The sequence below is a fragment of the Plantactinospora endophytica genome (genome assembly GCF_016862915.1).
GTDB lineage: Bacteria > Actinomycetota > Actinomycetes > Mycobacteriales > Micromonosporaceae > Plantactinospora > Plantactinospora endophytica.
Genome location: NZ_BONW01000037.1, coordinates 14,892 through 27,538, shown reverse-complemented (window position 1 = coordinate 27,538; position 12,647 = coordinate 14,892). Strand labels below are relative to the sequence as shown.

Here is a 12,647-nt window from a genome sequence, read left to right as displayed (position 1 = left end):
CCATTGGTCACAATGGATGATCGCGTACCGCCGCGCCGGCCCGGCCGCCGCCGACAACCTCAGGCGTTCAGGTACGTCAACACGGCCAGCACCCGCCGGTTGTCGTCCTCCGACGGCGGCATGCCGAGCTTGCTGAAGATGCTGTTGATGTGCTTGCTGACCGCCTTCTCGGTGACGAAGAGCCGGCCCGCGATCGCGGCGTTGGACCGCCCCTCCGCCATCAGGCCGAGCACCTCCCGCTCCCGGGCGGTGAGCGCGTGCAGCGGCTCGGCACCGGAGCGGTTCGCCAGCAGTTCGGCGATCACCTCCGGGTCCATCACCGTGCCGCCGGCCGCCACCCGTCGGACCGCGTCGACGAACTGGCCGACGTTGGAGACCCGGTCCTTGAGCAGGTAGCCGATCGCACCGGTCCGGTCGGCCAGCAACTCGCGGGCGTAGAGCTGCTCGACGTGCTGGGACAGCACCAGGACCGGCAGGCCCGGAATCCGGGTCCGGGCCTCGATCGCCGCCTGCAACCCCTCGTCGGTGAAGGTGGGTGGCAGGCGTACGTCGACCACCGCCACGTCGGGACGCTTGTCGAGCAGTGCCGGCAGCAGCGCCGGCCCGTTGTCGACCGCCGCCACCACCTCGAAGTCGAACGCGTGGAGCAGCCGGGTCAACCCGTCCCGGAGGAGGGCGAGGTCTTCGGCGATGACAACTCGCAAGGCAGCTCCATGGTCACGGTCGTGGGCCCGCCGGGCGGGCTGGCCACGAACATCGTGCCATCAAAGGCGGCGAGCCGTCGTTCGATCCCCCGCAGGCCGGTACCGCCCGCCGGGTCGGCCCCGCCGACGCCGTCGTCACCGACCACCAGCACCAGCCGGCCGTCGCCGTAGCGCAGCCGTAGCCACGCGCTGCGCGCGGCGCTGTGCTTGGCGACGTTGGCCAGCAGTTCGGCCGCCACGAAGTAGACCGCCGACTCGACCGGGGCCAGCGGCCGGCCGGGCAGCTCGGCGTCGACCTCGACCGGCAGCGGCAGCTTCAGCGCGAGCGCGGCGAGCGCTCCCGCCAGCCCGCGTTCGGCGAGTACCGGCGGATGGATGCCCCGGACCAGGTCCCGCAGTTCGCCGAGGGCCTGCCCGCTGGCCTCCCTGGCCTCGGCCATCAGCCGCTGGGCCGCCTCCGGATCCCGGCTCATCAGCTCCTCGGCGAGCCCGATGCTCATGCTCAGCGCCACCAGCCGGGCCTGGGCGCCGTCGTGCAGGTCCCGCTCGATCCGGCGCAGCTCGGCGGCCTGCGCGTCCACCGTCTGCGAGCGGGTCTCGGTGAGCTGCCGGACCCGCTGGTGCAGCGCCGCGCTGGGCGTCGGCGCCAGCAGTCCCCGGGTGAACCCGCCGTGCATCCGGTGCAGCAGCTCGCCGGTCACGCCGCCGAAGAACAGGATCAGCGCCCCCTGCGGCAGCGCCAGCAGGGCCTTGCCGAGGGTGTCGGCCGGCCAGATCGCGCCGTAGCCGTACCAGACGTCGAGGGCCCAGAGCAGCACCGGCACCCCGAGCAGCCCTTCCAGGCCGTAGACCAGCAGGACGAGCGGAAGCAGCCCGAGCACCAGGCCGACCGGTATCGACAGCAGCAGCCAGAGCAGGTCCCGCCAGGTGGCCGGGTCGGTCACCACCCACCGGTACCGGCGCCACACGGTCGGCTGCGCTGGCTCCGGCCGGTACGGGACCGGGATCTCCCGGCCGGTCCACGCCCCGGCGACCCGGCGGTTGTGGTTGGCGAGTTCGCGTACGGCGGCGGTCACCGCCGGAAAGGCGAACAGCCCCGCCCCCAGCACGGTGAAGGCCAGCGAGAGCACCGAGAGCACCAGCAGGACGATGTTGGCGCTCACCGAGAGTACGGCCAGCAGCAGTGCCTGGCCGCCCTGGGTGAGCCGGCGTCGGAGCCACGGTGGCAGCCGGGTGGCGATCGGGTGGTCCATGCGCCCCATTCTGGCGGACCGGCCCGGCGGTGATCGGTGGTGCTACGACCACCATCCTTCGGGTCGTGCCACCCCTGCCGGTGGCCGCGCCAGCCCGTTGGATCGATGGCATGACCGGTCCGGACCGGACGGGGCGGACCGAGGACGGGTGGGGCAGTGGCGCCTTCCGCCGTCGTGGTCGCCGCGCCCGCCGCACCGCCGACCGGTTGCCAAGCAGCCCTACCAGGTTCCGGGAGGAACATGCCATGTCCAGGCATCGATTGGCCGGTGTGATCACCGGCCGGCGCGCCAAGTTCGCGACCCTCGCCCTCTGGGTGGTCGTCGCCGGGCTGGTCGGCCCGCTCGCGCTGAAGCTCACCGAGGTGCAGGACAACGACAGTCTCGGCGCCCTGCCCGTCTCGGCGGAGGCGAGCCGGGCCGCCGAACGGGCCGAGGCGGCCTTCCCCGAGCCGGACGCGCTGGTCGCGGTCGCCGTCTACGCCCGCGAGGCCGGGCTCACCGACGCCGACCGGAGCAAGGTCGCGGCCGACCGGACGGCGTTCGCCCGGTACGCGGTCGACGGCATCGTCCCGCCCGAACTGCCCAGCGACGACGGCCGGGCACTGCTGCTCTCCTTTCCGCTCGCCGGCACCGACGAGGCACAGTCGGCGGCGGTCGGCGAGATCCGGGACCGGCTGGCCGACGGGGTTCCGGCGGGGCTGCGTACCGCGCTGACCGGGTCGGCCGGAGCGGAGGAGGATCTCTTCGACGCGTTCGGCGGGATGGACGTCACGCTGCTGTTCGCCACGATCGGCGCGGTGGCGCTGCTGTTGCTGATCACCTATCGCAGCCCGGTGCTCTGGTTGATCCCGCTGCTGACCGCCGGAGTGGCCAGTCAGGTGGCCAGCGCGGTGGTCTACCTGCTCGCCGAGTACGGCGGACTCACCGTCGACTTCCAGAGCCAGAACATCCTGACCGTACTCGTGCTCGGCGTCGGGGTGGACTACGCGCTGCTGATCGTCGCCCGCTACCGGGAGGAGTTGCGCCGCCACGAGGACCGGCACGAGGCGATGGCGCTGGCGTTGCGCCGCTCGTTCCCGGCGATGTGCGCCTCGGCCGCCACCGTCGGCGCCGGCCTGCTCTGCCTGCTCGCCGCCGACCTGCCGTCGACCCGGGGACTCGGCCCGGTCGGCGCGGTCGGCATCGCCGCCACCCTGGTCGCGATGGCCACCCTGCTGCCGGCGGTGCTGGTGCTCTTCGGGCGCTGGGTCTTCTGGCCGTTCGTGCCGAGGCACACCGTCGACCGGGTCGGACACGACGTCGCCGCAGACCACCCCGGCTGGGCCCGGGTGGCCCGGTTCGTCGGCCGGCGGCCCGGCACCACCTGGATCGGCAGTACGGTCGCGCTCGGCGTGCTGGTGCTCGGGATCGGTAACCTCAGCATCGGCCTGCCCGGCGACGAGTTCTTCACCCGGGAGGTCGGCTCGGTCACCGGTCAGCGGATGGTCGAGGCGCACTGGCCGGCCGGCACGCTCGCCCCGGCGGAGATCGTGGCCGCTGCGGGCAGCGCCGAGCAGGTGGTCCAGGCGGCCCGGGGCGTCGACGGGGTCGCCGAGGTCGGCCCGCCGGAGCGTTCCGCCGACGGCCGCTGGGTCCGGATTCCGGCGGTACTCGCCGACGACCCGAGCACCGGAGCGGCCAAGGAGAGCGTGGACCGACTGCGTACCGCGCTGCGGGCGGTACCCGGCGCCGACCCGTTGGTGGGCGGCGAGACGGCGTACCAGTTGGACACCGACCGGGTCACCGCCCGGGACGACCGGGTGGTGATGCCACTGATCCTGATCGTCGTCTTCCTGGTGCTGGTACTGCTGCTCCGGGCCCTGGTCGCGCCGCTGCTGCTGATGGCGAGCGTGGTGCTGTCGTACCTCGCCGCGCTGGGCGCCGCCGGCCTGATCCTCGACGCGTTGGGCCATCCGAGGCTGTGGGTGGCGCTGCCGTTGCAGACGTTCCTGTTCCTGGTCGCCCTGGGCGTGGACTACACCATCTTCCTGATGACCCGGGCCCGGGAGGAGGTCGCCGTGCGGGGGCACCGGCAGGGCGTGCTGCACGCCCTCACGGTCACCGGAGGAGTGATCACCAGCGCCGGGGTGGTGCTGGCGACCACCTTCGCCGCGCTGAGTGTGATGCCGCTGGTGCCGTCGGTGCAGACCGGGGTGATCGTCGCGGTCGGCGTACTCATCGACACGTTCCTGGTGCGCAGCCTGCTGATTCCGGCGCTGGCGCTTTCGGTCGGGTCCGCCACCTGGTGGCCGGGCCGGCTGGCCCGGACCGCACCCCCGGCCCCGACGCCGGTCGAGCCCGTACCGGCCACGGTGCCGCACTGACCGGTGTCAGCACCGACCGCCGGTGCCGGCACTGACCTGCGAGTCTTCCGACCGACCGCAGGTGTCGGCACCTGGCGGCGGGGTCGCCCGGTCGGCCACCGCTCTGGTGAACGGGGGAGAGCGGGAGGTCAGCCGGGCGATCCCGGTCGGGCGCGGCGTTGCCGGGCCGCCTCGTAGAGGGCGACCGTGCCGGCGGTGGCGGCGTTGAGCGAACTCGCCGAGCCGGCGATCGGAATCCGCAGCATCCGGTCGCAGGACTGCCGCCACGCGGCGCTGAGCCCGGCGGTCTCGTTGCCGACCAGCAGCACGGTCGGGCCGGTGAGGTCATGCTCGGCGATCTCCACCTCGCCGTCCTCGTCGGTGCCGAGGACCTGCACCGGCAGCCCCTGCCCGCGCAGTGCCGCCACCCAGTCGAGCACGTCGCGGTGCGACCCGGCCCGGACCACCGGTACGGCGAAGAGCGAACCGGTGCTGGCCCGGACCGCCCTCGGGTCGTACGGGTCGGCGGCGTGCCCGACCACCACCAGCCCGGCGGCACCGAAGGCGTCGGCGGAGCGGACGAGCGTGCCGATGTTGCCCGGTGCCGTCGGCCGGTCGAAGACCACCACGAGCGCGTCCGGCCCGACCGGGATCCGGTCCAGCCGGTCCGGCGGCAGACCCGCCACGGCGACCAGCTCGGGCAGGTCGTCGTCCTTGCCGCCCAGTTCGTGCAGCAGGTCGGGCGCGACCGCGACCCGGGTCCCGCCGGCCCGGTCGAGCAGGTCCCGGGCCCACCGGGACAGCGGTACGCCGTCCGGGTGCAGCAGGGCGTGCACCGGCCAGCCCCGCTCCATCGCCACGGTTATCGGCCGGACGCCCTGCACCAGGAACTCGCCGGCCCGCTGCCGCTTGCCACGGTTGGTCAGCAGGGCCGACCACTGCTGGAAGCTGGCGTTGCGGGTGGTGACCCGCAGTGTCCGTCCCGTCCCCGGTGGCCGCCCCGCCCGCACCGAGCCGCCCCGGCGGGGCCGACCGGTCGAGTCGTCCCGATCGCCTGACCTGTCCCGATCGGTTGGGCTGTCCCGGTCGGTCGGGCCGGGCCGGTCCGGGAAGTCGTTCCGCGCGGAGCTCCGGTACCGGCCGACCGGGCTCCGGCCGACGCCGTCTGCACGCACCGGACGACGATACCGCCGGCCGCCCCGAGCTAGGACCGCAGTACCGCGACGAGCGTGTCGTTGACCGTGGTCACCTCGAAGTGCTCCGGCGTCACCAGGCCGCGCGGGAAACTGATCTCCCGGCGGGCGGTGCCGAACGGGAAGGCGTCGGCGTGGAACCTGAAGACCAGCCGGTCCTCGACGACGTGCAGCACCACCACGTCGACCCGGTCGTACGGGTTGTCCCGGAGCCGACCGGCGAACTCGGCCGGGGAGCCCGACCGGGCCAACTCCCCCAGGAACGTGATCCGCCGGTTGAACTGGGCGGTCGGATGGCTGTAGTTGGCGTTCCACTGCACGAACCCGTAGTACGGGTTCAGCGCCATCAGGTCGGAGTGCCCGGTCAGCACCACCGGATGCCCGGTACCCCGGTACCGGCCGTCGATGAACGCGCTCAGCTTGGCCGGCGGCGCCCCCCACACCTTCGCGTCGGGCTCGTGGAACGGCGGCAACTCGCCGTTCGGCAGGGCCCGGTTGTGCGCGTTGCCGATGTCGGCCAGTACCAGGTTGACGAAGCGGTCACCGGCGAAGATCGCCAGCAGTACGCCGAGGGTCGCGGCGACCCGCCGGACGTGCTCGGCGGAGAACCTGCCGGCGGCGTACCGGGTCGCCCGGACCATTGCCATCGCGGCGGCGGCCAGCAGCACCGTCGGCACCAGTTCGCGCATCCGGAACGACATCAGCGGCGTACCGGCGAGCAGGAACAGGAAGCCGACGACGTGCCAGACGTACAGCGCGACGAGCACGGTGAGCAGGGCCCGGGACAGCGCCTCCCGCACGGTCAGCACCAGGAAGACGAGGCCGACCAGGCACAGCACGCCGAGCACCGACGGTTCGAGCATCGGCAGGGCCAGCCTGCCCGAGTTCAGCGTGATCCACCGGTTGTTCAGCGACTCGAAGTGCGGCGCGGTGAGGAAGTTCCAGGCCAGCGGCGCCCAGTACGGCGACGAGCCGAGCGCGGCGATCCCGAGGATGCCGATCGGCCGGCCCACCTCCCGCCGCCAGTCGACCCGGCCCTGCCGGCGGGACCAGGCGACGTGCAGCAGCAGGACGATCGGCAGGACGAAGAAGAAGTAGTAGTAGACGGTGAACAGCACCGCGCCGATCGCGCCCAGCAGCAGCGGGGACCAGCGCCGCAGGCCCGGCCGGGTCAGTCCGGGCCCGACCTGTAGCCACCACGGCACCAGGGCGACCAGGACGAGCCAGGAGTACGTCTCGGTGAGGTTGGGGACGATCAGCGGGCTCGCCGAGATGAGCGCGGCGACCCGGGCGGTCACCACCCGGCGCCAGAGCAGGTACGACACGAGCGGTGTGAGGAACGAGATCGCGATGGTGCCGTACTTGAGCATCCACCACGGCGGCAGCCCGGCCAGGTCGGCGACCCGACCCAGTACCCAGAAGTACGCCGGTGCGTAGTAGGCGGGCAGGTCACGGTAGAAGTAGTCGCCGCCCCACCACGAGTCGGCGAACCGGGTGATCGCCTCGGCCCGGAACATCTGGTCGCCGTCGAGGGCGTGCAGGTCGTACGGGGTGCCGTGCAGGCCGACCACGACGGTCAGCGCGCCGAGCCCGCCGAACAGCGCCGGCAGCAGGTCGGCGTCCCAGGACCGTCCCCGGCGCCGGGCCCACCACACGGCCCAGACCGCCAGGGCGGCGACGACGATCGGGGCGGCCCGCAGCCCGTACTGGACCCGGCCGGAGTACGGGTTGAACCCGGCGGCCTGGGCCAGCGCCTCGGTCACCAGTACGACGATCCCGACGGCGGCGGCGAAGAGCAGCGGCCGGACCGCGACGACGACCCGACGCACCCTGCTCGGGGTGCCCCGGTCCCGGTCGGAGTCCGGCTCCGGCTGCTCCCGGGCGGCGGCAGGCTGCTCCGGGTCCGGCTCCGGCCGCTCCGGGTCGACGTCCGGCTGCTCCCGGTCGGTCGGGGAGCCGTCCGGCTGGTCGGGAGGTCCGGCCGGATCGTCGAGGGCGCGTCGCACGTGGGCTCCAGCAGGACTGGTGGGGGGAGAGGCGAGCCCCAGGGTAGCGAGGCGATCAAGCCCACCGGGCCGGGTACCGGATAGGCACCGCGACCAGATGCGGCGGTGCCGGACCGGTCAGGCCAGCCCGGCGCTCGACGGCGGGTTCACTTGGTCGCGCCGCTGGTGAATCCGTTGTAGATGAAGCGCTGGAGCAGCAGGAAGACGATCAGCGTCGGAACGATGACCAGGATGACGCCGGCCGAGATGACCTCCCACTGTGCCCCGAACGGTCCCTTGAAGCGGAACAGCGAGGTGGAGATGACGCCGAGGTCGCGGTCCGGCATGTAGAGGAACGGGATGTAGAACTCGTTGTACATGGTGATGCCCTTGATGATCACGACGGTCGCGATCGCCGGCTTCAACAGGGGCAGGATGATCCGGAAGTAGATGGTCAGGTGGTTGGCGCCCTCGATCGCGGCGGACTCGTCCAGCTCGCGGGGAACTCCCCGGAGGAACTGCTGGAAGATGTAGATCGAGATGATGTCGGTGCCGAGGAAGAGCACGATCGCCGACCATCTCGTGTTGAACAGGCCGAGGTTCTCCACCACCTGGAAGGTGGCCACCTGGGTGGTCACCCCGGGCACCAGGGTGGCGAGCAGGAACAGCAGGACGATGGTCCGGCGGAGCCGGAACTCGAACCGGTCCAGGGCGTACGCCGCCATCGAGCCGATCAGCACGGTGCCGACCAGCGAGACGGCCAGGATGACCGACGTGTTGAGGAAGGCCCGCAGCATCCCGCCCTGGGTGAAGGCGGTCACGTAGTTGTCGAGGTTGAACCAGTTCCCCGGCGGCTCGAACGGGGCGCCGTTGACGAACTCGTCGTTCGTCTTCAGCGAACCCATCAGCAGCACCAGCAGCGGCAGCAGCACCACCAGGGAGGCGCCGACGAGCGAGGCGTACTTGAGGACCACGGCGACCCGGGCGGTCAGGCTCATGACAGGTTCACCTTCTCGTCGGGTACGACTCGGCGCTGGATCCAGGTGATCAGCAGGATGATCAGGAGCAGTACGACGGCCATCGCCGAAGCCAGCCCGACCTTGTAGTACTTGAACGCCATGTCGACGGTCTGGATCACGAAGGTCTCGCTGCCGTTCGCGCCGCCGGTCATGACGTACGGGATCTCGAAGACCGCGAGCGATCCGGAGATCGCCAGGACGAACGAGAGCCCGACGATCGGCCGGATGCCGGGCAGGATGAGATGGCGGAACTGGTTCCACCGGTTCGCCCCGTCCAGCTCCGCCGCCTCGTAGAGCTGGGCCGGAATCGACTGGATGGCACCGAGGAAGAGCACGAAGTTGAGCCCCAGATAGCGCCAGATCGACGTACCGGCCAGCGAGTAGTTGATGATGTCCGGGTCGCCGAGCCACTGCTGGGACGCCTCGCCGAGCCCGATCACCCGCAGGGCGGAGTCGAGGGTGCCGCCGGGCTGGAAGAAGTAGAGGAAGACCATCGCGATCGCGACGCCGTTGATCAGGTACGGGAAGAAGATGATTCCCTTGAAGAGGTTCCGGAACCTGACGTTGAAGCTCAGCACCGTGGCGAAGTAGAGCGCCAGGGCGATCTGCACGACCGACGCGCCGATGTAGTAGAGGCTGACCCGGAGTACCTCGAAGAGTTCGGGACGGGTCACGATCTCCAGGTAGTTGTCGGCGCCGACGAACTCCTTGCTCGGGCTCAGGCCGTTCCACGAGGTGACGCTGTAGCCGAACATGTTGAGCACCGGGACGTAGGTGAAGACCGCCAGCAGCGCCACCGGCACCAGCAGGAAGAGGTACGGCGTGAGCGTGCCCCGGCGGCGGGTCACCGGCCGGCGCGGGCCGGTGGGTCCGAGGCGCTGCCGAAGGGTCGTACCGGTCGACCCGGAAGACTTTCGGCTCGCGGTACTCGTCGGAGTTGCCATCTGGCGCACTGACCTTCCGGGTCGAGCCGGTCCGTACGGGTCGTCCTGCCGGCCGCCGGGCTATCCGACCTTCGACCTGGTCTCCGCCCACCTCTTGTTCAGGTCGGCGAAAATCTGGTCCCTGGTCTCCTGCTTCGCACCCCGGGCGGCGTCCACGATCCGCTGCCGGTACGTGCCGTCGTAGAGCGCGATCTCGGCGGCGTTGCCGATCTTCTCGGCCAGCCCCTCCTCGCCCTTCGGCGCCGGGTTCAACTCGATGAACTCGGTGCCGGCGGCGGTCAGGTCGGCCAGGGTGCCCGGCATCGCCTGGCTGATCACCGGGGAGACCCCGCCCTGGTCGATCGCGTAGTTCGACTCGTCGGTGAACCAGTCGATCCAGGCCCGCGCGGTGGCCTTGTTCTTCGAGTTGACGTTGATGCCGTTCTTGTAGTCGCCGCTGACGACAGTGTGGAACGTGCCGTCGGTCTGGGTCGGGAACGGCAGGTACCCGATGTCGGCCTTGTCTGGAGCGGCAGCCTGCATCTGCACGATCGACCAGGAGCCGAGCATCATCGTGGCGACCTTGCCGGTGCCGAGCATGCCCTTGGACTGCTCCCAGTTGGTGGTCGTCGGGTCCGGCTCGGTCAGCCCACGCTGTACGGCGTCGAAGAGCAGCGAGTCCATGACGTGGTGCTCCCGGCCGGGCGCCCAGGGCGCGTCCTCCCTGGCCAGTTTGATCGCCGCGTCCGGGTCGCCGCTGATCCCGCCGCGGTTGCCCTCCCACTGGCCGAGCGGCCACTTGTCCTTGTAGTTGGTGTAGAGCGGGATCGCGTCGGTTCTGTCTCCGATCGCGGCCAGCGCGCCGAGGAACTCCTCCGGCGTCTTCGGTGGTGCGGTGACGCCCGCCTGCCGCCACACCTTCTTGTTGTAGACGAAGCCCTGCGCGTTGCCGGTGATGGCGAGGCCGTAGACGTTGTCGTCGAGGCGCTGCTCGGTGCGGACGAAGCGGTATTTCTTCTCCAGTTCGGAGACCGTGCCGAGCGGTTCGAAGAAGGTCGGCAGCAGGTCGGTGGTGACCGAGTTGGGGATGAGGAGCACGTCGCCGTACTCCTTGGTGTTCATCCGGATCCGGACCTCGCCCTCGTAGTCCGTGATCGCCTCGAACTTGACAGTGGTGCCGGGGTACTTCGCCTCGAACTTCTTCTTGTAGTCCTGGAAGACCGTGTCGACGATGTCGGTGCGCTGGGTCAGCACCGTGATCTCGCCGGTGACGGCGCCACCGGTGCCGCCCTCGTCGTCGCCTCCGCCGCAGCCCGACACCGCCAGCACGAGTGCGAGGGCGGCACCGACGATTCCGTACTTTCTCATATGCGCGTCCCACCTTTCGGTGTCCACATTGGCGTTGCACGATCCGTGGTGGCGCGCCTCGGGGAGGGTGGGATAGGCGGCGCGACTTGCAGGGAACGTACACGCGGGTTACAGCCGTGTCAACGAAGTGACAACGCCTTGCCGGAACTGAACTGTTAAGTGGGTAAACCGGTTCAGGTAGAACGTCCGGTGTGTACTTCCGCCACCAGCCATTCGAGCGGGAAACCCCGGTCCGTCGCGGCTTCCGGCGCTGCCCGTGAACCGGTTTAGGGGCGGCCGGGCCGCTCGTCGCCCCGGACGGCCCGGGAAGGACACCCGCAGATGTCCGAAGCCAACGACGACCGACACTGTGTCTTTGCCGGTGGACCGCCCGTCGACAAGGGGACGGGACGGGTGGGTAATGGGCCTGATCGGCGGCTCCGGGCCACCGGGGAAGTGTCACCGAATGGTCGTCCAATCGTCGTGCGGCGGCAGGCGGGCCACGGCGCTCCCGGGCCGGGCGGCGTCGGCCGGCGGTTCCAGGTCGGCCTCGGGAACGGGCTTGCCTGAGCCCTCGCTCAGCAACGTGGTCGATCCGGCACGGCCCGTGTCATGCTGCACACACCCGGGGCGGCGGATCTCCGCCCAGGCCCGGAGGACCAGCCGACCGAAGCCGAGGAGTCCCCGCCGTGTCAGCCAGCGAAGCGGCAACCGCGGTACCCGTCGCACCACCGGCCCGCCGGTTCCTCCGGCCCCTGCTGTTCGGTCTGACCCTGACCGCCATCCTGGCGCTGCTGTTCGGTGTGCCCTGGTGGACGATGCTGGTCGCCGGCACGCACTGGCCGGCCCCGGTGGTCGCCGCCGGCACCGGGGTCTTCGTCGTGGCCCTCGCCGCGTTCCCGGTGCTGATGTACCTCGGGCACGGCCGGCGGCAGGACTGGGCCGCCCGGACCGGCGACACCCTGCTCGGCGTGGTCTGGGTGCTCTTCGTCTGGGCCTCGCTCGGCAACCTGCTGCGGGCCGGGCTCGCGGTCGGCGGCGTCGCCGATCCGGCCCGCTCCCGGATCGCCGCCGTGGCGGTCGCGGCCGTCGCGGTGGTGCTGCTGGCCTGGGGGTACGTCGAGGCGATGCGGCTGCCCCGGATCAGGCGGGTGGAGGTGCCGATCCGTCGGCTCGGCCCGGGGCTGGACGGCCTCCGGATCGTCCTGCTGACCGACACCCACTACGGGCCGATCGACCGGGCCGGCTGGTCGGCACGGGTCGTCGCGGCCGTCAACGACCTCGACGCCGACCTCGTCTGCCACACCGGTGACATCGCCGACGGCACCGTCGCGCAGCGGCGTACCCAGGCCGCGCCGCTCGGGCAGGTGCGGGCCCGGCTGGCCCGGACGTACGTGACCGGGAACCACGAGTACTTCGGCGAGGCGCAGGGCTGGCTCGACCACATGCGGGACCTCGGCTGGGAGCCGCTGCACAACCGGCACCTGGTGGTCGAGCGGAACGGCGACCGGCTCGTGGTGGCCGGAGTCGACGACGCCACCGCCGGATCGTCCGGGCGACCCGGGCACCGGCCCGACCACGCCGCCGCGCTGGCCGGGGCCGATCCGGAGCTGCCGGTGGTGCTCCTCGCCCACCAGCCGAAGCAGGTGGGTGCCGCCGTCGCGCACCGGGTCGACCTGCAACTGTCCGGCCACACCCACGGCGGACAGATCTGGCCGTTCAACTACCTGGTCCGGCTCGACCAGCCGACCGTGCACGGACTGACCCGGCACGGCGAGGGGACCCAGCTCTACACCAGTCGCGGTACCGGGTTCTGGGGACCGCCGTTGCGGATCTTCGCGCCGAGCGAGATCACCCTGCTGACCCTGCGTCCGGCCTGAC

Annotated in this window: 9 protein-coding genes; 2 read left to right on the top strand and 7 right to left on the bottom strand. The window is 71.4% G+C overall.

Features of this window, described 5'->3' with window-relative positions:
* Positions 1 to 59 precede the first annotated feature (59 nt).
* Positions 60 to 704, bottom strand: coding sequence for a LuxR C-terminal-related transcriptional regulator (locus Pen02_RS31185; protein ID WP_203869735.1), 645 nt, complete (start codon positions 702 to 704; stop codon positions 60 to 62).
* Positions 656 to 1,957 carry a sensor histidine kinase gene (locus tag Pen02_RS31180; RefSeq protein WP_203869734.1) on the bottom strand — a complete coding sequence of 434 codons (1,302 nt, stop codon included), beginning with the start codon at positions 1,955 to 1,957 and terminating at the stop codon, positions 656 to 658. Before Pen02_RS31180 ends, Pen02_RS31185 begins: the two co-directional genes overlap by 49 nt.
* 245 nt (positions 1,958 to 2,202) lie before the next feature.
* On the opposite strand from Pen02_RS31180, the gene Pen02_RS31175 reads away from it, so the two are divergent.
* Positions 2,203 to 4,320 carry an MMPL family transporter gene (locus tag Pen02_RS31175; protein ID WP_203869733.1) on the top strand — a complete coding sequence of 706 codons (2,118 nt, stop codon included), beginning with the start codon at positions 2,203 to 2,205 and terminating at the stop codon, positions 4,318 to 4,320.
* A 128-nt stretch (positions 4,321 to 4,448) separates the two neighbouring features.
* On the opposite strand, the gene Pen02_RS31170 is transcribed toward Pen02_RS31175, so the two are convergent.
* The 5 genes from Pen02_RS31170 to Pen02_RS31150 form a co-directional block, all read right to left on the bottom strand.
* A complete protein-coding gene (locus tag Pen02_RS31170; RefSeq protein WP_203869788.1) occupies positions 4,449 to 5,309 on the bottom strand; it encodes an RNA methyltransferase in 861 nt (286 codons plus the stop codon).
* Between the two features lie 194 nt (positions 5,310 to 5,503).
* The gene (locus Pen02_RS31165; protein ID WP_203869732.1) at positions 5,504 to 7,498 is read right to left on the bottom strand and encodes an arabinofuranosyltransferase; all 1,995 of its coding nucleotides are present in this window, start codon (positions 7,496 to 7,498) and stop codon (positions 5,504 to 5,506) included.
* Between the two features lie 146 nt (positions 7,499 to 7,644).
* Positions 7,645 to 8,475 carry a carbohydrate ABC transporter permease gene (locus tag Pen02_RS31160; RefSeq protein WP_203869731.1) on the bottom strand — a complete coding sequence of 277 codons (831 nt, stop codon included), beginning with the start codon at positions 8,473 to 8,475 and terminating at the stop codon, positions 7,645 to 7,647.
* The gene (locus Pen02_RS31155) at positions 8,472 to 9,344 is read right to left on the bottom strand and encodes a carbohydrate ABC transporter permease (RefSeq protein WP_239141596.1); all 873 of its coding nucleotides are present in this window, start codon (positions 9,342 to 9,344) and stop codon (positions 8,472 to 8,474) included. Before Pen02_RS31155 ends, Pen02_RS31160 begins: the two co-directional genes overlap by 4 nt.
* A 156-nt stretch (positions 9,345 to 9,500) precedes the next feature.
* The gene (locus Pen02_RS31150) at positions 9,501 to 10,787 is read right to left on the bottom strand and encodes an ABC transporter substrate-binding protein (protein WP_203869729.1); all 1,287 of its coding nucleotides are present in this window, start codon (positions 10,785 to 10,787) and stop codon (positions 9,501 to 9,503) included.
* Between the two features lie 668 nt (positions 10,788 to 11,455).
* Here Pen02_RS31150 and Pen02_RS31145 point away from each other — a divergent pair.
* A complete protein-coding gene (locus tag Pen02_RS31145) occupies positions 11,456 to 12,646 on the top strand; it encodes a metallophosphoesterase (RefSeq protein WP_239141595.1) in 1,191 nt (396 codons plus the stop codon).
* The last annotated feature ends 1 nt before the right edge of the window (position 12,647 follow it).

What these genes read in the sequence shown, in the direction of transcription:
- Pen02_RS31160 (WP_203869731.1), bottom strand. Translation starts at nt 8,475, where the DNA reads ATGAGCCTGACCGCCCGGGTCGCCGTGGTCCTCAAGTACGCCTCGCTC.
- Pen02_RS31150 (WP_203869729.1), bottom strand. Translation starts at nt 10,787, where the DNA reads ATGAGAAAGTACGGAATCGTCGGTGCCGCCCTCGCACTCGTGCTGGCG.
- Pen02_RS31180 (WP_203869734.1), bottom strand. Translation starts at nt 1,957, where the DNA reads ATGGACCACCCGATCGCCACCCGGCTGCCACCGTGGCTCCGACGCCGG.
- Pen02_RS31175 (WP_203869733.1), top strand. Translation starts at nt 2,203, where the DNA reads ATGTCCAGGCATCGATTGGCCGGTGTGATCACCGGCCGGCGCGCCAAG.